The sequence below is a fragment of the Billgrantia aerodenitrificans genome, assembly GCF_021404405.1.
Classification (GTDB): Bacteria; Pseudomonadota; Gammaproteobacteria; order Pseudomonadales; family Halomonadaceae; genus Halomonas; species Halomonas aerodenitrificans.
Genome location: NZ_JABFTV010000009.1, coordinates 45,746 through 67,208, shown reverse-complemented (window position 1 = coordinate 67,208; position 21,463 = coordinate 45,746). Strand labels below are relative to the sequence as shown.

General features: G+C 60.7%; 18 protein-coding genes. 11 read left to right on the top strand and 7 right to left on the bottom strand.

What is annotated here, in order from left to right; translation table 11 throughout:
- Window positions 1-112 precede the first annotated feature (112 nt).
- The 11 genes from HOP59_RS16820 to HOP59_RS16770 all read left to right on the top strand — a co-directional run bounded on the left by HOP59_RS16820 (window position 113) and on the right by HOP59_RS16770 (window position 14,931).
- Entirely contained in the window at window positions 113-2,635 is a 2,523-nt protein-coding gene (locus HOP59_RS16820; protein WP_234254741.1) for an EAL domain-containing protein, read from the top strand.
- Window positions 2,636-2,736: 101 nt separating this feature from the next.
- Window positions 2,737-3,786 carry an OmpA family protein gene (locus HOP59_RS16815; RefSeq protein ID WP_234254740.1) on the top strand — a complete coding sequence of 350 codons (1,050 nt, stop codon included), beginning with the start codon at window positions 2,737-2,739 and terminating at the stop codon, window positions 3,784-3,786.
- 89 nt (window positions 3,787-3,875) lie between these two features.
- Window positions 3,876-5,270, top strand: a complete 1,395-nt coding sequence (gene fliD / locus HOP59_RS16810) for a flagellar filament capping protein FliD (RefSeq protein ID WP_234254739.1) — start codon at window positions 3,876-3,878, stop codon at window positions 5,268-5,270.
- A gap of 246 nt (window positions 5,271-5,516) precedes the next feature.
- Window positions 5,517-6,344, top strand: a complete 828-nt coding sequence (locus HOP59_RS16805) for a flagellin N-terminal helical domain-containing protein (protein ID WP_338073347.1) — start codon at window positions 5,517-5,519, stop codon at window positions 6,342-6,344.
- Between the two features lie 184 nt (window positions 6,345-6,528).
- Window positions 6,529-7,224, top strand: a complete 696-nt coding sequence (locus HOP59_RS16800; RefSeq protein WP_234254738.1) for a hypothetical protein — start codon at window positions 6,529-6,531, stop codon at window positions 7,222-7,224.
- A gap of 73 nt (window positions 7,225-7,297) precedes the next feature.
- Window positions 7,298-7,759: a hypothetical protein gene (locus tag HOP59_RS16795; protein WP_234254737.1), complete on the top strand. Its 462-nt coding sequence runs from the start codon at window positions 7,298-7,300 to the stop codon at window positions 7,757-7,759.
- Window positions 7,760-7,976: 217 nt separating this feature from the next.
- Window positions 7,977-9,740, top strand: coding sequence for a flagellin N-terminal helical domain-containing protein (locus tag HOP59_RS16790; RefSeq protein ID WP_234254736.1), 1,764 nt, complete (start codon window positions 7,977-7,979; stop codon window positions 9,738-9,740).
- A gap of 143 nt (window positions 9,741-9,883) precedes the next feature.
- Window positions 9,884-13,633, top strand: a complete 3,750-nt coding sequence (locus HOP59_RS16785; RefSeq protein ID WP_234254735.1) for a tetratricopeptide repeat protein — start codon at window positions 9,884-9,886, stop codon at window positions 13,631-13,633.
- 90 nt (window positions 13,634-13,723) lie between these two features.
- The gene (locus tag HOP59_RS16780) at window positions 13,724-13,927 is read left to right on the top strand and encodes a hypothetical protein (RefSeq protein WP_234254734.1); all 204 of its coding nucleotides are present in this window, start codon (window positions 13,724-13,726) and stop codon (window positions 13,925-13,927) included.
- Between the two features lie 95 nt (window positions 13,928-14,022).
- Window positions 14,023-14,427 (top strand): hypothetical protein, encoded by a 405-nt coding sequence (locus HOP59_RS16775; protein ID WP_234254733.1) that lies wholly within the window; start codon window positions 14,023-14,025, stop codon window positions 14,425-14,427.
- 57 nt (window positions 14,428-14,484) lie between these two features.
- Complete coding sequence (locus tag HOP59_RS16770; protein WP_234254732.1) at window positions 14,485-14,931, top strand: hypothetical protein; 447 nt, start codon at window positions 14,485-14,487, stop codon at window positions 14,929-14,931.
- Between the two features lie 152 nt (window positions 14,932-15,083).
- On the opposite strand, the gene HOP59_RS16765 is transcribed toward HOP59_RS16770, so the two are convergent.
- The 7 genes from HOP59_RS16765 to HOP59_RS16735 form a co-directional block, all read right to left on the bottom strand.
- On the bottom strand, window positions 15,084-15,530 hold the full coding sequence (locus HOP59_RS16765) for a hypothetical protein (RefSeq protein ID WP_234254731.1): 447 nt from the start codon (window positions 15,528-15,530) through the stop codon (window positions 15,084-15,086).
- A gap of 62 nt (window positions 15,531-15,592) precedes the next feature.
- A complete protein-coding gene (locus HOP59_RS16760) occupies window positions 15,593-16,639 on the bottom strand; it encodes a hypothetical protein (protein ID WP_234254730.1) in 1,047 nt (348 codons plus the stop codon).
- 36 nt (window positions 16,640-16,675) lie between these two features.
- The gene (locus HOP59_RS16755) at window positions 16,676-17,176 is read right to left on the bottom strand and encodes a hypothetical protein (protein ID WP_234254729.1); all 501 of its coding nucleotides are present in this window, start codon (window positions 17,174-17,176) and stop codon (window positions 16,676-16,678) included.
- Window positions 17,177-17,186: 10 nt separating this feature from the next.
- The gene (locus tag HOP59_RS16750; RefSeq protein WP_234254728.1) at window positions 17,187-17,930 is read right to left on the bottom strand and encodes a coiled-coil domain-containing protein; all 744 of its coding nucleotides are present in this window, start codon (window positions 17,928-17,930) and stop codon (window positions 17,187-17,189) included.
- A 37-nt stretch (window positions 17,931-17,967) separates the two neighbouring features.
- The gene (locus tag HOP59_RS16745) at window positions 17,968-19,545 is read right to left on the bottom strand and encodes a formylglycine-generating enzyme family protein (RefSeq protein WP_234254727.1); all 1,578 of its coding nucleotides are present in this window, start codon (window positions 19,543-19,545) and stop codon (window positions 17,968-17,970) included.
- The gene (locus HOP59_RS16740) at window positions 19,535-20,776 is read right to left on the bottom strand and encodes an ABC transporter permease (protein ID WP_234254726.1); all 1,242 of its coding nucleotides are present in this window, start codon (window positions 20,774-20,776) and stop codon (window positions 19,535-19,537) included. The genes HOP59_RS16745 and HOP59_RS16740 overlap by 11 nt, the downstream gene beginning before the upstream one ends.
- Window positions 20,760-21,458 (bottom strand): ABC transporter ATP-binding protein, encoded by a 699-nt coding sequence (locus HOP59_RS16735; protein ID WP_234254725.1) that lies wholly within the window; start codon window positions 21,456-21,458, stop codon window positions 20,760-20,762. The genes HOP59_RS16740 and HOP59_RS16735 overlap by 17 nt, the downstream gene beginning before the upstream one ends.
- Window positions 21,459-21,463 lie beyond the last annotated feature (5 nt).

Below are 21,463 nucleotides of genomic sequence, written 5' to 3'. Positions count from 1 at the left end.
TGGAGCGGCCTGTTGAAGCGTGAATCGGGATCGGCAATTGGCTAGTGCAAATTTCTGACAAATCGATAAAATATCGTGACAGATTGGCTACATATATAGCCAGTGAGGCGACATGAGCCAAGAGCTACCAATCGAGCGCATCATGCAGACCGGGATTCTCACCTGTGATCCCGAGATGCCGCTGTGGATGGCGGCCGAGCGCATGGCGGCGCGTCAATGCAGCTCCATCATCGTGCTCAAGGCGGGCCAGCCACTGGGCATTTGGACCGAGCACGATGCGCTGGCTGTCGATTTTGCCGACCCCGATGCCGTGCGCCAGCCGGTCTCGCAAGTCATGAGCCGGCCGGTAGCGAGCCTGCACCTCTCTACGCCAATGAGCGAAGCGGCGCTGCGCTTCAACGCCGAGCGGCGACGTCATTTCCTGGTGACTGATGACGCCGGCACGCCGGTCGGCATCCTGTCGCAAACGGATGTCGCCCTGAACCAGGGGCTCGAGCCTTACCTGCGACTGCGCGAGGTGCAGGCAGCGATGCGTCAACGCGCCCTGGTGCTCGAAGGGACGCAACTGCTGGCCCAGGCAGCGCGCTCGATGAGGTTATCCGAGTGTGATGCCGTTGTCGTGAAGTGCGTGAATGGTGAGCTGGGCATTCTCACCGAGCGCGATCTGGTGCGGTTCGTGGCGCGCCACCCAGGCAACACGCCCATCGACGGGTTAGCCAGCCGACCGCTGCTTACGGTTTATCAGGACGACACCTTGATTGCCGCCCGCGACCTGCTGATGGACCACCGAGTGCGCCATCTCGCGGTGCTCGACGAGAGTGAAGAAGTGGTGGGGCTGTTGGGCTTTCGCGACATGCTGGCCGGCGCTGAGCACCTCTACATGCAGGAGCTGCGTGCTGCCCTTGAGCAGCGTGACCGTGCGCTTGCTCAATCGCGCGAAAATCTGCAGCTTGCCGAGCGGGTCATCGAATCTTCGCTTGAAGGGATCATCATCACCGATCCCAACAATCGCATAGAGTTCGTCAATCGCGCTTTTACTTATATGACGGGCTATACCGCTGAAGAAGCGGTTGGTAAGACACCCGAAATTCTCTCTTCGGGGCGCCACGATGCAGCCTTCTACCGGCAAATGTGGGATTCGCTAAAGCGAAGCGGCTACTGGCGGGGTGAGATATGGAACCGTCGTAAGAGCGGCGAACTCTATCTCGAAATGCTGACCATCACGGCGATTACCGACGAAAGCGGGGCGGTGACCCATTACGCAGCACTATTCAGCGATATCACTCATATGCGCGAGAACGAAGAGCGCATACGCAGGCTGGCTTACTACGATGCGCTGACGGGCCTGCCCAACCGTCGCCTGCTGGAAGATCGCCTGGAACTGGCGATTCGGCACGCACACCGCAACCAGACCCGGCTGGCAGTGATCTTCGTCGATCTGGACCATTTCAAGGCGGTCAACGATGCACTAGGTCATGCCTTTGGCGATGAATTGCTGGTGATGATGTCCGAGCGGCTACAGATGCGCCTGCGTGAAGACGATACTCTAGCCCGCCTGGGAGGAGATGAATTCCTGGTGCTGTTACCCGATCTCGAAGAGGTCGATGAGGTGACCCGTATCGCACGTCGCCTGGTGGAGGCCGTGGGCGAGCCTTGCGTGATCGAGGGCCAGGAGTTTCGTATCGGCTGCAGCCTGGGTATCAGCCTCTACCCAGACGATGCGACCACCGCGGAAGCCCTGGTGCACAATGCCGACGTGGCGATGTACCGGGCCAAGGAGGAGGGCCGCAACGGTTATCGCCTCTATCGCAACGAGATGAACCTGCAGGACGACCGTCAGCGGGCACTGGAGAAAGCCCTGCAAGAGGCCTTCGTTACCGGCGAGGGGTTGCAGCTGCACTACCAGCCCATCTTCGAGCGAGAGAGTGGCAGGCTCTACGGAGCCGAGGCGTTGTTGCGCTGGCACCATGCACTGCTAGGCAGTGTGCCGCCTAACGACGTCATGACGCTGGTCGAGCGTGCAGGATTGTTGCCACAGCTGGACGAGTACATGCTGGAGCAGGTCTGTGCGCAGCTAGCCGCCTGGAATGCCGTTGGTGCCGGCCCGGTGCCCATCAGCATCAATCTCTCTTCACGCCAGTTCTGGCAGCCCGATCTGCCCGTGCGCATCGCCACCAAACTCAAGCGGCACAACCTGCAGCCAGGCCTGCTGGGCTTCGAGATCGCCGAGCGTACCCTGCTCGACAAACCTCAGCAGGGCGCCGTCGTGCTCAAGCGCCTACGTCGTCTGGCGGGAGAAATCGCCATCAACGACTTCGGCACTGGCTACGCCGCGCTCGGTTATTTACACGATCTGCCCATCACCATGCTCAAGATAGACCGGCGCTTCGTGCAGCGATTGGATAGCGGCCAGAAAGGCAGTGCGGCTATCGTCGCTGCCGTGGCAGGGCTGGCCCGTGAAATGGAGCTGCGCCTGGCCGCCGTGGGGGTCGAAACCGAGGCGCAGCGCGACATTCTCGGGCGTCACGGGGTCGAGCTGATCCAGGGCTATCTCTTCGGGCGAGCGGTGCCGGCCGACCTCTTTGCCAGCCGCTACCTGGCATCACGCAGCGGATTGCCCGAAAGCACCAGTTGAAGCCCGAGGAAGCGCTTGCGAGTCGCGCTTTTCGCCGTTTCACCCGGTGCCTGCAGCCGTTACGCTAGCCTGTCCGTTTCCTTGGATGAACAACCGTTTCGATGAGCTCCATGCAAGCCGCCAGTGGCGACCATCGTGGCCCCATGCGCCACGAATCGCTCATGCCCAGTCACCACGATCACGACCAGGACAGTGCCTGGATGATCGGCTATCTGGACATCATGACCCTGCTGGTAGCGCTGATGGTGCTGATTTTCACCCTATCCAGCTTCAGTCGCTCCAACGCCGAGAGCGAATCGCTAGCGGCACGGGTGCCTTTCGCGATTCCCCTTCCCAGTGAGCTGGCTCAGGCCCAGCCAGCCGTCGAAGGGGTCTTTCCCGCTGCCGAGGCGCCCCGGCCCGTTGCCGGGCGCCTGAGCGAATCGGCCATTGCCGCAGCGCTGGGCGTGGCCGGCCTGCCGCGACGGGTCGAGTTGCCGGTACCGACTCCTGCCGCTTTGCCTGCATTCATGGAGCCGCCAACGCCGCTGGCTCTGCTGGAGCAACAGGCACCGGCAATGGGCGCGCCGTTGCGGCTACCGTTGCAACCGCTGCTGGCCAGCAACGACGTGCTGCCCAACTCCCGCGGCGATTTCATCCTGGTGCTGACCGACCGCCCCCCGAGCGGTATGCAGCAGATCGAGGAGCCTGCCATTGCGGCATCGCAGCTGCTGCAAGAGTCGTTTGATGAAGGCCTGCATGATGCACCCTACCTGCCCGATCTGGAGGGCGTCGAGGCGACCCGGGTTGCCGAAGGCATCAAGCTGCGCGTGGAGGACCGGCTGCTGTTTCCCACCGCTGCCGCCGAGCTAACCGAAGAGGGCGAGGCGCTGATTCAGCGCCTGGTCGAGGTGATTCAGCGCCACGACGGCGAAGTCGCCGTGGAGGGGCACACCGACAGCCGGCCAATCCAGACCAACGAGTTTCCCTCCAACTGGGTGCTCTCCAGTGCCCGTGCCATCGCTATCGTTCACGCCCTTGAGCGTTCCGGTGTCGAATCGCAGCGACTGCGGGCGGTAGGGCTGGCCGACACCCGTCCCTTGGGCAGCAATGAGACGGTGGAAGGTCGTGCCCAGAACCGTCGGGTGGAAGTGATCATTCACGCGCGCTGAGTTTTTTTTCACCTAAGGCTAAAGTTTTTTCGCTCACCGCCGAGGTAGAAGTAACAGGACGTCAATTCACCGACACAAGGCAGTTTTCCATGGCCAGCATTTCTTCCCTCGGTATCGGTTCCGGGCTCGATCTCAACGGTCTGCTCGACCAACTCAACGAAGCCGAGCGCGGCAAGCTCAAGCCCATCGAACGCCAGATCGAGACCCAGAAGGTCAAGATCTCCGCCTACGGCGAATTGAAGGGGGCGCTCTCCGGGTTCCAGGCCGCCGCCGACGCCCTCAACGACGCGTCTCTCTTCCAAAGTCTATCCACCTCCGTAGCGGGAACCTCCCTGGAAGCAGCGGCAGGACGTGATGCCGCCATTGGCCAGTACGCCATTGAGGTCGAACGGCTGGCCACTGCCGGAAGCCTGGCCTCTGGCCGGCTCGAAGTGGAGCTCGACCAGGCGCTGACCGACACCGATCAGACGCTTACCCTGCACTTCGGCAACGCTACCGGCGAGTCTCCTCAGTCGATCGATATCGATATCGCCGCGGGAAGCAGCCTCGAGGATATCCGCGACGCCATCAACGGCCATGACGGATCCGGAGTCACTGCCTCCATCGTCAACGATGGCGAAGGCTATCGGCTGGCGCTGATGAGCAGCGAGACCGGCGAATCGGCTTCGATTACCGACATGACCTTCAGTGACGGCTTCTTCGCCGATGGCATTGGCTTCAGCGGGGCCGAGGGCGCGGGTGCCATTACCCAAGTCGGTCAAGATGCCATGCTCAGCGTCAATGGCATTCCCATCGTCAGCGCTTCCAACCAGGTGGAGGGGGCGATCCAGGGCGTTACGCTGAGTTTGACGGAAGAAGGTAGCAGCACCCTCAAGGTCGAGCAGGACACCCGGGCGGTACGCGAGGCCGTCACCGGCTTCGTCGAGGCCTACAATGCGCTCAAGAGCACCATTGGTGAGCTCACGGCCTTCACTGGCGACACTGAAACCGCTGGCGACCTGCTGGGCGACAGCGCCGTGCGCAGTATAGAGGGTCGCCTGCGCAGTGTGCTGGCAGGTGGAATAGAAGCAGGAGAAGGCGGCTTCTCCATGCTCAGCGACATTGGTATCACCTTGAAGCTCGACGGCACGCTGGAGATCGACGAGCAGCGCCTGGACGAGGTGATCGTCAATGACCAGGATGCCCTCAGTGCCTTCTTCGCTGGCGACAGCAGCACGGGCGGCCTGGCCGGCCAGCTGAGCGAGACCGTAACCCAGCTCGTTGGCAGCAATGGTGCTCTGGGCGGCGCCATCAGCGGAGCCGAGAGCCGTATCGAGAACCTCAACGATCGTTACCTGAGCATGGAACAGAGCATCGAGGCCACTATTGCCCGCTACCGCACTCAGTTCGGTCAGCTCGACGGCCTGATCGCCCAGATGAACCAGACCAGCGACTATCTCTTCCAGCAGTTCGAAATGATGAATGCTCAGCTCGGACGTAACTGACAGCCAGCCCGGAAGTAACTGCCAGCCCGGGTCGAACGCTCAACCGCCCCACAGTGGGCGGTAGTGCTTTTCTGATGCTGACTCGCAGCTCCTTTGCAAAGGCCCGGGATGAGGTGGAAATGCAGCTTAATATGAGCACTGACTGAGCTGTCGCCAACGAGATAGTGCTGCCGTGCTAAAGATTCCTTTCCAACGGCCGATATACTCTGCAAAGGTGCATAGGAAGTGCCCGGTGGAGGACATTGCGTGGCCGTGATCAACACCAACATTCTGTCGATGATCGTGCAGAACAATCTGCGTGGCAGCCAGCAAGCCATGCAGACAGCCATGCAGCGGCTGTCGTCGGGCCTGCGCATCAACAGCGCCAAGGACGACCCGGCGGGGCAGGCCATTGCCAACCGCATGACCGCGCAGATTCGCGGGCTCAACCAGGCCGCACGCAATGCCAACGACGGCATCTCGCTGGTGCAAACCGCCGAAGCGGCAATCGGTCAGGTCAATACCAATCTGCAACGCATTCGCGAGCTCACCGTGCAGGCCGGTAACGGCACCCTGAGTCCCACCGATCTTGCCGCGATACAGGACGAGATCGACCAGCGCCTGGATGAGATAGATCGCATTGGGCTGCAAACCGGCTTCAACGGCGTTTCCGTCGTGGGCGAAAACCGCCGCGTGCACATCCAGGTAGGGGCCAACGACGGCGAAACCATCGCCATCGAGCTTCAGGCCATCAACCGGCATTCGCTGGGGCTGAATGGCTTTCGCGTGGTGGATGACGACACCGGCACGGCCACCGAATCACCGCTGGATGCCCTCGACGAAGCGCTCAAGCGCACCGACCGCCAGCGCAGCCAGCTCGGCGCGCTGTACAACCGCTTCGAAGCGGTGATCGACAACATCCAGAGCACCGTGGTCAATCTCAGCGCCGCCCGCTCGCGAATCATGGATGCCGACTACGCCCAGGAAGTCTCCAACCTGGTGCGCGCGCAAATCCTGCAGCAGGCCGGCTTCGCCATCCTGGCCCAGGCCAATCGCCAGCCGGAGCTGGTGTTGGAGCTGCTGCGCCAGCGCTGAGGTAACGTTGTACAAGTACTTGTGCGAGCGAATCGAAAATTTTTTTCCTTTCTCCCTAAAGTCCTGCCGACAAGTGCCGTTAGATAGGATAACGGCTAGTCATGTCTATGCCGAATGAAGTTGGTTTTTGGCAGTGTTCCTAATGCCGCCAATAAAAATGACTATTAATTGATAAGGGTAGTCGATGAGCAAGTATCGTTCCAGCCGTGCCATTCTCGTATTGGAAGCGCCATGGGAACTGGATGAGGATGATGCCAACCGCAGCAGTGTGCTTCCCTTTATCGAAGGTGTAGCGAAACTGACTGGTGATACGGAAGTTCACTATGCCAATTTTTATGATAAAAAGAGTTTTAATAAGGCGCTGGATTGCTTGTGCAAGGGCGATTTTGAAAACCGTACGGTCTATATAGCGGCGCACGGGTTCAAGAACAAGGTTGCAGGAGTCCCGCTTATAGACTTGTTGGTGCAGGTGGGTGAGAAGTCAAAAAAACACCGTATAACAGGGGTGGTCTTGGGCTCGTGTTTCGTTGGCGAGCATACCGTAGCGATGGAGGTGTGTCTCGAAGAGTCGGGGCTGCGCTGGTGTGCCGGCTATACCCCGGCTGCCAACTGGCTCGATGCGACTCTGATCGACTGTGCACTGATTGCTCGGATGTCCGCAGTTGAGGAAAGCGTTTTCTATGACCGTGAACTCATAGCGAACGAGCTGGCCGAATCGATTCGCCTCTTTGCCGACGACTACATTATCGGTATCGATTACGAAGATAATGACGTTCGCCTTTGTGACGCTCTGCGCTTTGTTGCACAGCCGTGTGGCCGAGGGCATCGTGCGCGCGACATTACCGAAATGGTATGGCGCTTTAAGAATGAAGAGATCTGATTGTGTGCATACTCGACTAGCAGCCTACCACGATGCCGTATACACCCAGGCAGAGCGGGAAGCGCAGTTTGGCATGTTCGAGCTGGTCACCCCGAGAGATCGGCGCGAGGACAACGATGCCCTTATCAATGCCGCTCAGACGACCCTGCATGCCCTGGGCTATCCCGCGACGATGCGGATCGCCGTTTCCCTGCTGCTGCTGGCGGAAGAAGTAATGCCGCTCGACGCCGAGCGGCTGCGTAAAGCATTTGGTGAAGAGATCGCTTGCTTGGTAGAAGCCAGCCGTGCCGTAGGCGAACCCGGCAATGAGAAAGATTGGCACGCCTCGCTGGAAAAGTTCGCTCAAGCCCCAGCCGATTGCCAGACCCTGCGTATGGCGCTTATCCATGCTGCCATCGAACGCGGCCCCGAACCCACGCCGCAGATGGACTTCTGGTATGCCGAAGCTTTGGCCCTGCCGGCCGCGCACCCTGGGCTTCGTGCGCAGGTCATAGCCAGGCTCGAAGCCGATATGGCGGCGCTGTACGCGCAATGAGTGGCGCTGCGGCGCTAGGCAAGCCGGTCCACTGCGCCAAGCCTCGTCAACACGAAACGAAAATTTTTTTCCTTTCTCCCTAAAGTCCTGCCGGCAAGTGCCGTTAAACAGGGTAACGGCCAACGGCGCCGTTGAGGTAGGCCCGAGATGCTGGGCCAGGAAAACAAGGTTCAGTGGGCCCGCCAATGGAGCCCTCAACGAAAAGAAGGAATGACCCATGTCAGTCATCAATACCAACATCACATCTCTGATTGGCCAGTCCAATCTGCAGAAGAGCCAGAACGCTCTGCAGACTTCCATGGAGCGTCTCTCCTCCGGCCTGCGTATCAACAGCGCCAAGGATGATGCCGCCGGTCAGGCCATCGCCAACCGCATGACCGCTCAGATCACCGGTCTGAACCAGGCACAGCGTAACGCCAACGACGGTATCTCCGTCGCTCAGACTGCCGAAGGCGCACTGAACCAGATCAACGACAACCTGCAGCGCATTCGTGAGCTGACCGTTCAAGCCCAGAACGGCACCAACTCCGACAATGACCTGCAGTCCATCCAGGACGAAATCACCCAGCGTCTGGCTGAGATCGACCGTATCTCCTCCGAGACCAACTTCAACGGCGTCGATGTGCTGGCTCAGGACCGTGAGCTGCAAATTCAGGTCGGTGCCAACGACGGTGAAACCATCAGCGTCAACCTCAAGGAAATCACTTCCGCTACGCTGAACCTGGCTGATTTCGACGTGCGCCGGGTTGTCGAGGTCAACACGGGCGATCAGGTTCAGTCCATCGTTTCCGGTGATCTGCCTTCGGTAACACCGACTACTACGTTCGGCACTGCTGATGTCGATGTGGAAATCGCAGCTGGTGGCGTGACTCTTCCCCCTTTACCGGCCACCTTTGGCACGATTGATGGCGCTGTTTCAGGCGCTAACGTAACGGGGTTTGTTACTGACAGTGCTGGTGGACTGTACGCAACTGTTGAGCTTACCGGTGAAAGTACAGGTAATACGGCTAGAACCGAAACAGCCTATGTCGCGATCTCTGCTTCTAACGTCAGCGTGGGCGGCACGGTCGACCTTTCGGGTGCTACTTTCCTGACTCAAACGGGTGGTAGTAATAACGAAACGAACGCAACCTCAGCATCTGATCTGACCTTCACCTTCACAGATCAGCCGGTCACTCTGTCCGAGAACTTCGCCAATGCTCCGGCCGGCACCACTTCATTCGTTCAGGACGGCGACAACCTCTACATCCAGGTGGTCGATGGCGATGACACCCAGCTGTACGCCGTCTCGGCTGGCCAGATCTCCGCTGGCGGCACCGTGACCTTCGACTTTGATGGGGTGACAGCCGACTTCTCTGCGACCACAGTGAGTGTCGATGCTTCAGCGCTCGAAGGCACTCTGCGCGAAGTGCTTGACGAAGACGGTGTTGGCACCGGTACCTACGTTGACGATCGTGGCGAGGCAGGCCTGTTCCTCGCCGCCATCAGTGCCGGTGGTACTGCCACCGTGCAGGAAGCAACCTACACCGATGCTCAGGGCACTCAGCAGAGCGTTGAGATTCGCTTCGGCGGTATCGATGGTCAGACCAAGTTTGCCACCATCCAGAACGAAGCCGGTGAAGACGTCAACTATGCCGTGACTGGCGCCGGCACCGATGCCGACCCCTACGTGGTCGACATGGATCAGCAGGTTGCCCTTGGCCAGACCGGCAACCCGCTGGCGGCACTGGACGCAGCGCTGAACAAGGTGGACAGCCTGCGCTCCGAGCTGGGTGCCGTGCAGAACCGCTTCGAGGACGCCATCAACAACCTGCAGACCAACAGCACCAACCTGCAGGCTGCTCGTTCGCGCATCGAAGATGCCGACTACGCAGTGGAAGTGGCCAACATGACCCGCGCGCAGATCCTGCAGCAGGCCGGCACTTCCGTACTGGCTCAGGCCAACCAGATCCCGCAGAACGTGCTGTCCCTGCTGGGTTAAATTGCCAATCTGAGCGTCACACGCCAAGGGCTGCAACGGCCCTGGTAACGAACAGGCTCCCATTTGGGGGCCTGTTTTTCGTTTTGGCATTCACGCTGCCGGGTAATCTAGTCTTGACCTTTTTTAATCCCAAGGAGGCTTGCGTGGCCGTGCGCACATACTCGCAGCATCAGGCTGCCAAACCTTCAGGCAAGACGATCAAAGCCATCATGGGTCTGCTCAACGCCGGTGATGCTGCTGAAGCAGGGGAACGCCTGGAGGCGTTGATCAAGCGCTATCCACAGGATCCTCAAATCATCGGCTTGTATGCTCGAGCGCTGCAAAAGCAGGCGCATTTCGCTGAAGCTGCAGCGCTTTATCAGCGTGCTCGCCAGGCGCAGCCCAGTAATCCGGAAATTCTCATCAATCTGGCGCAGTGCCTGAGCAAGCAGGGCGACACCGCACAGGCATTGGCTTTACTCGAGCAGGTGCTGGAAAAGGCGCCGGAGCATGTCGAGGCGCTGGCAATCAAGGGCGACGTATATCGAGACAGCCAGCAACTGGTCGCGGCGGTCGACTGCTATCATCGAGCACGGGCGCTGGATCCCAAAAACTGGAAATTGCACGTGGCATTGGCGCATCTCACCACCTTCGTGCCTGATGATGCCATCTTCGAGGTGCTGCCGGCCCGCCTTGACGCTGATGACCTGACGCCCAAGGAGCGAGCCGATCTGCACTTCGTGCTGGGCAAGGCCTACCTGGACGTGGCGGATGACGAGCAGGCATTCGCGCACTTCCAACAAGCCAACCGGTTGATGGATGAGAGCCTGCCGCCTATTCGGGCCGAATTGGAGCGCCGCCTGACCTTCACCCGGCGCTACTTCGGCAAGGCGCTGTTCGATCGGTTGGCGCCATGCGGTCTCCAAGATCGACCGCAGATCATCGTGGCCGGCATGTCACGTTCCGGTAAGAGCCTGGTGGAATCGCTATTTCGTGGGGTGAAAGGCGTCACCTTGGCTGGCGAGGAGCTGGTACTGGGGCAGTACGCCGAAGAGCTGCTGGAGCCCTACGAGAGACATCTCGGTGAGTATCTTTCTCAGCTGACGCCTGAGCGACTTCTCCAGGATGCGGTGGGGTATCGCCAACGCCTGGGAGTCGAGGATACCGTCAAGATAACCACGGTGCCGGGCGACCTGTGGTTCCTCGGCCTGATAGGGCTGTGGATGCCCAAGGTGCCGATCATCTTCTGTGTGCGTAATCTTCTCGATCTCGGCATAACGGGTTATTTTCATCAATATCTTATGCCGGAGGGCTACCGCTATACCTACGACTTGCACCAGATGGGCCGCCAAATTGCCTGCTCCGAGAAAGTCATGGATCACTGGACCCAGGTGCTGCCCAACCCGGTGTATCTCGTTGACTACGAGGCGCTGACCCGGGATCCACACACGGTAATGAACAATTTGCTGGGCGATCTCGGCCTGCGGCGTAGCGAATCTTATGAAGAAGTCGTGGCTGCCAATGCTGACATGCTCAATGATATCAGCCCCATCGTTTCGCTGGACGCCCCGATGCCGGTCACGGATCGTTTCAACGGTATCGGTGAGCGATTCCGCGACAAGATCGAGCCGATGATTGAGGGGTACAAGACCATCGCCGATGCGTTTCCGCGCCTGGAGCATCCTGCAGTGTTCGATCAGCCCTTACCGGAGAAACTGCGAGAAGAAGTGCAGCGGGAAGACAAGCCGAGCGAGTCGGTCAGCTTCGATTGGCAGCTTCCGGAGCGAGTCGTGGCCATCGACAACGGTGGGCAGTTACTGTCAGCCGCCAACGTCGACGCCCTCTTGGAGCTGAACGCATTCGAGGTGATCGCATTTGATCCACCAAGTCGGCTCGCATTGAGAGACGAGGTAAAGCAGAACCCTCATGTGCAACACTTTGCCCATGCCACGTTGGGCGACGGGCAGCCGGCGACACTTCATGCCTGTCTCGAGCCGTCATTCTCTGCCAGTTTGCCACCGCTTGCTCCCTCGCAGTTACCCGAGGGGCAGCGACAGGGAGCGAGCGTACTCGCAAGACTGCCATTGACCACTGTGGCGCTGGATGCCATCGAGGGGCTGAACACTGTCGATTGGCTGTTGCTGGATGATCGTCATGACGGTATGGCAGTGCTCGAGAACGGCACCCGGACACTGGCCAGCACGCTGTTACTGCAGGTGAGGGTCACCTTTCAGCCGACCCACGAGCGTCAGCCGAATCTCGCTGAAGTGAGCCACTGGGCGGCGCGGCACGGTTTTCGCTTCTATCGACTGCTGGGTTTCGACTATGCACAGTGCATGCCGCCCCGGGAGGAGCTGCCGATTCAACCCGAGGCCACGGAGCTGCAGCGGGCACACGCCCTCTTCATTCCTGACCATGAGCGCCTGGCAGCGCTGAGTGATACTCAGCGACTCAAGTTGGCCTTCGTGCTCGATACTGTGTACCAGATTCATGACCTCAGCTATGACCTGCTGCATGCGATCGGTGGCGGTGTAGGTGAGAACTATCTCAAGGCCAAGGGTTTTTTCGACCGTGACAGGTTCGAGCCGCCCGCAAGCGAGTTATTCGAATTCCGCAAATCTCTCCGGGGCGGGGACCTGGATGGCCTTGCGGGGCAGCTGAACGACTGGGCCAAGCGGTTTCCTCAGAGCGCGCAGATACGCAGTCTTCGCGGGGTCATGGCTTCGCTTGCGGGACTGGACGACATGGCCGTTGCCCATATCGATAAGGCCATTGAGCTATCTCCCGACGATGTGACGATTCGTTTGGATGCCATTGAAGTGCTGCTCAATGCCGGCTTGTGGTGGGAGGCGGAGCAGAACGTCCGCCGGCTTGAAGCGAGATGTCCCAAGCATGAGGGGGTGATGCGTGCCGTGCTGCAGGTGATGGCTGCCAGCCCGTTGCAAAGTACTCCGCTTCTGACGGATGGCTTGGCCAGGTGCGAGGAACTCTTGCAAGCCTGCAGCGAGCCCGATACGGAGCTATTGCGTGTGAGGGCCTCTCTCTTGGCCGGACTCGGCCGTGTTGAGGAATCGCTCGAGGACATCGACCGCGCTTTGACGTTGAGCGAAGAGCAAGCCGTCTTTGTACGGGCCTCACTCTATTTGCAGCAGGGTATCGTCCGGATGGAGGCGGGCGACTCGGCCGGTGCCTGTGATAGCTTCTGGAATGCTTCACGGCTCCGTCCGGCATCTCGGAGTACACAGCTGGCGAGTAAGCGCCTGGACGTAGAGTTGAGTCATGCCGCTGGCGCATTACGCAAGCTGGGCGACCTGCATCAGCACGTTCGCGAATTGAAAAGGAAGTACAAAAGCAACTTCAAGCCCTCTCGATTCGGGTTGCTGAGCCAAGGGCTGGAATCAGTATGGTTGCCCGGTCAGCGCCAAACCGAGGCACGGCTTGGGGCTTACCGACTCGAGCGCTACCTGCCAGAGTCGGCACGGGTCCTGGATATCAGCTGCGGCGCGGGATTCTTGCTAATTGGTATGGCAGATAGAATAGGCCACGGGGAAGGAGTCGGCCAGAATACGTTCGACATCAAAGTTGGTGAGGCGGTGGCGGAGCACTTGGGTATTGAACACATCAAGTTATCCGAGATGGATTTTGTAGATTACCACCCAGCCAAACCCTTTGATTTGGTGATCGCAAGTGATGTCCAGCCAGATCTCTATGTGGAAAAACTCCAGACTCTATGTGCAAAGAGCGCTATCGTACTGCTCGAGAGTCAACCAGGGCGTGAATTGGTCAGCATTGAAGGTGGGTTTGGCGAGACGGTGGCGCTTATAGAGAATTTGGGCTTCTCCGTGCTGGAAAGGGGTGTGCTGTGCGATGACGGCATAAACCAGCGTTTGTTTAGCATCCTGGGAAAGTCATGAGATGATGCAGATAAAGCGACTGTTTTCTCGGGGTCCGGCGGCTCTATGCCCGCGCCCATGCGCTGCAAACCGCCTCGGGCGCTACTGCACATGAGTGAAGCAGACTACCAGCGCATCATCGATGCGCTGCAAGACCTCATCGACGAGACCCAGAGCACCCTCGAGCGCTTCGAGACCTCCGGCATGGACGAGAAGATGTCGGAGGACTACGAGAAGCTGCTGGAAATTCTCGATCAGGCCGTGAAGCAGCAGCGGGAGCATACTTTGGCGATGCTGCGCCTTGTCGGCAGATAGGCACATTCTTCCTAGGCTTCACGCTAATACGTTTTTTTCTAAAGTTAAATCTCCTTTGGTCGATAGGTTACATATGACCCAAGGAGATTTGATGAATGAGAAGGAAGCATGCCGCGTGGGCATTTCCCCTGGCCCTCTTGCTGACCGGGTGTTCCGCTTCCGGGCCATCCGACGAGGCCATTCGTTCCTGCATCCTGGATGCGACGGACTACGAAGCGGTTGGTGTCGAGAAGAGCAACGTCGTCATGGGTATGGGCATCGGCAGCTCACTCATCGAGGCGATTGCCATCCACAACGTGATCAAGAATTCCGATGGCCGATGGCTGGTCCATTCCGTGCTGACGATTGGTGCTCGCGATAGCGACAGCACCGACTCTGACAATGTCGCCGTTGCGCAACTGCTTGGCTTAGAGATTAGAAATGGGTTCTTGCTGCAAGACGTGCCGGTAGATTACGTGTTTGCCGAAGGGCGCCATGGCTGGTCCTGCTTCGAAGTTTGATAGCGGTTACCGTGGCGCAATAATTTCACCATTATTCAACGAAGAGAGGAGGAGCATATGCTCGTAAAGAAGTACTGGGTAGTGGCTGTCACACTGGGGCTTACCATCGCTGCAGCTCCCGCCGCGGCTTTCGAATGGAAGTCTGGATGGGGCCAGGGCGTGTCGGAGTATAGCGTCAGCGATGGGAATCAGAACGAGCTGTATATCGCCTGCCCCAACTACGACGGGTATGTGACGGCCTATGCCGTCATTCAGGGTGTGGAGTTCAGTTCCGAAGGGCAGGGGTTCGACGTCATAGTCGATGGTGAACGTTACAGCAATCCCTTCAATACTGAATGCCGTGTCTGTGCGGATATCTTTCAGGGGTTCTGGGAAGAGCTGCGCCGGGCTAATCGGCTCAGGATTGCCGCCGATGGGCTTGAAGCCAACCTGCCCGTACGCGGTGCTTCAGAAGCGTTGCCGGCCTTGGACGATCCGGCGTTCAGCTGCCATACGGAATGGTAACGGGAATTGATAGAACGTGTGAGCGCGGTGGGCACGTAGATCGACCGGCACACTGCCCTTGGGCAATGTGCCGGTACTCTTTCAGCCGGCCAGGGCCGCTAGGGGGCAGGGCTGAGAAAGCTCTGCTCGGCGGCAATAGGTTAACGCAGTGCTCAGGTACGCTTGTTCTGGGCGAGTCGCTCCACGTTGAGCGCAATCGACAGGATAATGATCAGACTCTCCTTGGCCAGCGACATGAAGATGACCGAGAAGTATGTCGTGATCAGCGTGCTGATCATGGCGGAAAGGCCAGTGACAAAGGTCCCGAAGTAGCTGAAGGCGACAGCGAAGAATGCCACTAGGCTCAATATGGCGCCGATAAACCAGGACAAGAAGATCAGGCCGTCCCAGGCGGCGCGCAGCCAGTCGAAGACGGGAAACTCGGAGCGACTGCTGACCAGTTTCTGGGCTTCGTCCTGCTTGCGCATGTCGGCCAGGCGCAGCGCGGCACCTTTCCAGATACTCCAGGGAATGACAAAGAAGCGCACCACGCAGATGAGCAGGGCACTGAGCGCAGCAGGAATGATGGCGGTGGCAATATCGTTTTTGAGTTGAGACATCTCTTTTCCTCGAGTGCTAATGTTTACGTCGGTTGGATTGTCGTGACACCTGAGTGAGCTTCCTAGGGAAAGACAAACTCGATGGATTGGCTGGGGAATAGGTCGCTGACCGTTCCCGTTCGAGTTTCCGTGTTTCCGTCAATGGTGATGGAGAGCTCATAGGGAATGGGACTGGAGTTGCCGTTACAGCGTCTAAACAGAGAGACGGTGGCCATGTACGCTCCCTCGGGGGCAGTGCCGGCATCCCAAAAGATGTTTTCCACCGGGTTTTGCAGGCTGGATATACAGCCGGCGTTGGAGTCCACATCGAGCTGGCCGCCGGAATACGTGGAGACGTTGTTAAAAAAGGCAGTGTCTCCGCTGGGGTCGGTGACCGCTAAATCCAAATCATCGCTGCTATTCCAGCGCAGGGTGACCTGGACGTCGCCGGTTCCTAACAGCGGTTCAGCCCCAGTACTTTCAACGGCAATGAACTCCCGTGGTGGCGTGGCGGTCTCTGCGGCGGTGAGGGTCCCGATTGGACTCTGCGTTTGCGGCCAAGTCAGCGGGAATCGTTTCCCATGGTACAGCGCAAGCCCCAGGCCGAGCAGCGCCAGGCCGCCCAGCAGCAGTGGCAGCATCACAGGTACCACCCAGCGCCGCCGCGGCTTTCGGGGGGGAATGCCAGGCAGCGGTATTGTCGCCGCTGCGCTGATTGCCGAAGCAGCCGGTGCTCCCAGTGCTTTGACGGGCACCCAGCGGATAAGCACCGGATCGCCACCCACCGAGTAGCAAGCTCCCTCGGTGGGTTGGGAAGGCAGGGCGCGCAGCTCCTGGGCGGCGGGGTCGCCGCGCCGCTCGAGCGCCTCGACCAGGCTGCCCAGCGCCGCCAGGCGCTGGGTCAGCCGCTCATCCAGCCGGGTTCGCTCTGCAGCTGAAAGCGCCTCCCTTCGCTGTGGCTGACCAGGCAGCTCGCTCCACCATTCCAGGCAGCCGTCTCTCCCCACCCGCGGAGTGGCGAAGAGATTGCCGATGCTCGGTGGGCAGTGGCGATGAATCAGTGCCTGGCGGTGTACCGGAAGCCCCGGGTCGACGAGGGCGTGGCCCTCGTCACGTAGCAGGCGCTGCATGGTTGCCCTCACTGGCAGTGCGGCGAGCGCTTGGCATCACGGCGTGTAACCCAGGCTCTGCTGCAGGCGTTCTACCTGCTGTTGCAGCGCTTCCAGGTGGGCATGGCGCTCGCTGAGCGCTTCCGCTTCACTGGCCGAGGGACCGGGGTCGGCGGCCATCTGCCGTTCCAGATCGTTGAGCTGATGCTGAAGCCCCAAATGATCCTGGGAGCGGTGCTGCAGGCGGGTCACCAGCGCCTGAACGTTGCGCTCTAGTTCGTGGTGCTGCTGGTTGGTGATGCGCAACTCACTGCGGGTGGCACGCTGCTGCTCGGAGATCTGGCGGTGGATCTCACGAAACAGGGCGTTCTCCTCCTGATCGAGCTCGACCTGCTGTTCACCGGCATCGATGCGGGCGCGATAGCCGCCACCGGCATCGCAGGAGAGCTTGGCGACGAGGCTGGCGTCGCGATTGTAAGGGTCGCAGGCCTCGGGCGTGGTGGCACAGCCGGCGAGCAGTGCCAAGCCACCGGCGGCGGCGAGAAGGCGGATCTTCATGTGGCTCTCCTTAGCCCAGGGTAATGGCGGAACGCATGCTGTAGAGGTCGTCGACTTCCTGCTGCAGGGCCAGCACCTGCTGGTTCATCGTGTCGATTTCCTGCTCGACCTTGCTCAGTTCTTCGGGACTGGCATCCTTGCGTTCCAGTTGTGCCACTTCTTCGTATTCCGACACGGTGCGCTGCATGTTGCGCAGGTCGCGACGCAGGATATCGATATTGCCGTCGATGGCGGCCAGTTCGCGCTGGGCCTCTTCCTGGTTGACACGCTGCTCGGCAATCTCGCTCTCGAGGCGCTCGATACGGGCACGGTCGTCGGCCATGACCTGGCGGGCGGTCTCTGTCCGCGCGATGACTCGCTGGGTGTCTGCCTGAATATCCTGGCTCATGACCTCGAGACGCTGGGTGGTGGAGGCGTATTCGCTGCGGCGCTGATCCAGATAGAAGTTGGCGCCCATGGCCACACCACAGGCAGCCAGACCCGCGATGACGGCGCACTGTCCACGATTGCTGGTGCCGCTGAGCATACAGGTGGCGACGCCTACCGCAGCACCGGCGGCACAGGCCTGGAAGCCGGACTTGCTGAAAAACTGGGCGTCGTTGCCCTGGGTCAGGCGCGGGTCCGCGTTGGTATTGCCGTTGCTACTGCCCAGCATGGTGCTGCCGGTGCTGGCGCAGCCGGTGAGGAAAAGGGCGCCGGCCACGGCAGAGCCAACCAGCAGCTTCTTGAAGGAGGCCGAAAGAGTGAGTGTCATCGGTGTCGTTCCCTTGCGTACGGGTTAGTGTTAGTGGTTATTGCTCTGCCATGGCCTTGCAGCTTTCCAGCCAGGCCTCGGCAGTGATGCGCTGGTTCTCCAGGTAATGGAGTTGATGCTGCCAGTAGGTCTGTAGATAGGGGCCGAGCCCGTTCAACTGCGGGTTGCGTGCGAGAATCTCGCTGAACACCTCGACCTGTTGAGCGATAGGCTCGCTGCCGTAGAGAGTGGCCGACTCCACTAGGCTGCTGGCGTAGTAGCGACTCAACCCTTGCAGGCGCTGCTCCTGCTCGGTCAGCCGCGCCTCGCGCATGGCGCAACTGGCATCCGGGTTGTCGCCTTCACAGTTGAGGCGGTAGTTGTCGGCCAGGAAGTCGAAGAAGACACCGTCATCCTCGAGTTTGGTGCACAGGAAGGCACCTAGATTGAGGCTGGCGCGGATGGCTTGGTTGCGGGCTTCCTCCTGGCGCTGGTTGCTGGCGCGCAGTTGGCGCTCAAGCGTCTGCAGTTGTTCCTGTAGGGCGTCGTCCTCTACGCCGGAAGCCAGCTCGGCCAGCTGTACCACCGTGCCCGGCGAACCGTCGAGCTCGTTCTCGCCCAAGCCCAACGCCGCCCAGTTCTCCTCGATGGCGGCGATGCGTTCGCGGGAAGTGAGGGTAGGGGCGACCAGCGCCAGGCGCAGGCCGGTAGCGCGGCCGCGGTTATGCCCTGCGCTGCTGGTTGTGTTATTCGAGGCATAATAGGGTTCTTCGCCACGCAGGGCGCTGCGCAGGTCCTCGCGAGGCGTCAGGTAGCTGCCGCCACGTACCACGAAGCCACCGGCTTGACCGTGCTGGCGGTCCAACTTGTTGAGCCGGAAGGGCTCGAACATCATCTCCGCGGCATTGCCCAACATGTCGTGCAGCCCCAAGGGGTTGGGTGCGAGCAGACCCGCCAACTGAAGCTGCCCATTGGAGGACTGTGCTCCGGCGAACCATTCATGGCCATTGATCCCTTCGGGCATGGGGTAGCGGGTATCACGGTACTCGGCGGAGCTGACCTCGAGGCCGCCGCGAGCGGCAAACTCCCACTCGACTTCGGTGGGCAGGCGCATGAAGCCCTGTGCACCATCCTCCATGGGCAGTGTTTCCGGGGCCTGTTCTCGCAGCCACAGGTTGTAGGCATCGCTGAGCTGCATGGCGTCGAACCAACTAAGCCCTACCTGGGGCAGGCGCTTGCGGTTGGAAGGTGCGGGGCATTCGTCGGCCATGAGTGCCTCGTACTGCAGTTCAGTCAGCTCATATTTGGCCAGCAGGTAGTGGCGCGATGAGCCACCGTCTTCGCTGCTGAAGCTGCCGGAAATGAAGGCGGGACGGCTCTGCTCTACATAGCCCCAGCCAGTGCCGTCTTGGCCGACATGCACCGGAAAGTCATCCAGCGGGGCGCTGGCGGGTACGTGCACCTGCCGAAACGCCATGGCGCCATTGCAGGGCAGTGGCAGGATCACGTCGTCATCCAGCGGTGCGGGATTGTAAAGGCGCTCGGGCCACGGCTCTTCGGCATTGGCAGTCGCTGCCAGGCCCAGGCAGGCGGCCAGTGCGACAGACGGCATGATGAAATAGCGTTCACGCTTCACGTAGACTCTCCGCGGGCTGGATGCCGAAGGCCCGAGCGACGCCGATGGCGGCTACCGCGAGGGCGACGACCAGGGTCAGGGCCAGGGCGATCAGGGCATGGATGACGGTGATATGGCTGACGACGCCAGCCGCCAAATGGCTGGTGGCCAGGGCACGGTTGAAGAGCGCGGAACCCAGCGCAAACAGCGCAAGCCCAGCGGCGAAGGCGATCAGGGTGAGCAGGCCAACCTGGGCGGTGACAAAGGCAGCGACTGCATGCTTGTGGAATCCCAGCAGTCGCAATACGGCATACTCGCGTCGCTTGCGGTCGATATTGGCCATGAAGGCGCCGGCCATGGAGGCGAGACAGCCGATCAGCGCGGCGGCGGCAATCACCCCGAAGATGAGCCCGAGTACGCGGTTGATGGCGCGCACGCTTTCGATTTCTGCCAGTCGGCTGGCGGTGTCGAAGCGCCGAGCCTCCAGTGCCTGCACGACACCGGCCACTGCGTCGCCGTCGCTGGCGAAGATGCGCGCGCGGGCAAAGCGTACCGGATAGTCGTCTCGCTGGATGCCGCTCACGACACCCAGCAACGGGCTGGGGTGGCCATCGCGAAAGCGCTCCAGCTCGATCAGCAGCGGTGGCTCGACAAAAGCTGCAGGGCGGGGGAAACGCGCCGCCGGCAGTACGTCCAGCACGCTGACCTCAAGGCGACCGCGCTCGGCCTGGCCATCCAGGCGGCGGCTGGCCGCCAGGGTCAGTTGCTCACCCGCTACTACCTCCAGCCGGCGTGCGGCGGGTTCGCTGAGCACTACGCCCTTGCCGACCGGAACCGAGACGGATTCGCCCAACAGGGGGTCGCCCGCGGCCGAGGGGATCAGCTCGATCCCTTCGAGGAAGTGCTGACGGTCGCGCAGCAGGTCTGCCTGGGTATTCAACGAGCGGGTCTGTCCAATGGCGAAGCCGACTCCGGGCAGGGCGCGAATCTCCTCCAGCCAGGCCTCGTCGTAGCTGCCGCTGGTCAGCATACGCACCTCCAGGTTGCGCGGGTCGTCAAGCAACTCGCGTTGCAGTTGGCTGACCACGCCGTGCTTGAGACCGAACAGCAGCAGCAAGGGGGCGATCACCGCTACCAAGGCGGCGGCGATACATAGTGAGACGTAGCGATCGTGCCAGAGGTCCTGCAGCGCCAGGCGCAAGACCAGGCGAGTACGACTTGCCAGCGAGGCTCGGTTAGGTGTCCGGTGCAAAGCGACATCCTCCCGGCGTCAGGGTGGCAGCCAGCCGTGGCAACTGGAAATGGGTAACCAGAGCCAAATCGTGGGAGACCACCAGGGCGGCCATCTGCAGCTCCTGAACCAGCGAGACGATCAGTCCGAAGAGTCGTTCACCGGCTTGTGGGTCCAGGGCGGCGGTGGGCTCATCGGCCAGCAGCAGGCGGGGCTCATGGGCCATGGCACGTACGAAGGCGGTGCGCTGGCGCTCGCCGATCGACAGCGCTCCGGGGCGCTTGTCGAGCAGCGGCTCCAGGCCCAGAACATCGCAGGCGTGGGCTACCCGCTCGCTGTGTATCGGCATCCCCAGCAGGCGGCGTGGCAGGGCGATGTTGTCGCGCACGCTCAGGAAAGGCAGCAGGCCGCCGCTCTGCAACAGGAAGCCCAGGTCGCGTGAGCGGATCTCGGCCAAGGCGCGTTCGTTACGGGCTTGCAGCAGTGCTGTCAGGTCGGTGCGCTCAGACCCCAGAGTGAAGCGTTCGAGCGCTGTCGGGGTCAGTAACAGTCCGATGGCCTCCAGTAGAGTGCTCTTACCGCAGCCGCTGGGGCCGACCACGGCCATGACCTCGCCGGTGGCGAGCTCCAACCTGGGCAGGTGCACTGCGTGCCCGGCTGCTCCCTGGCCGCGTGTGATGCTGAGTTCTCTAAGCGAGAGCATAGGGT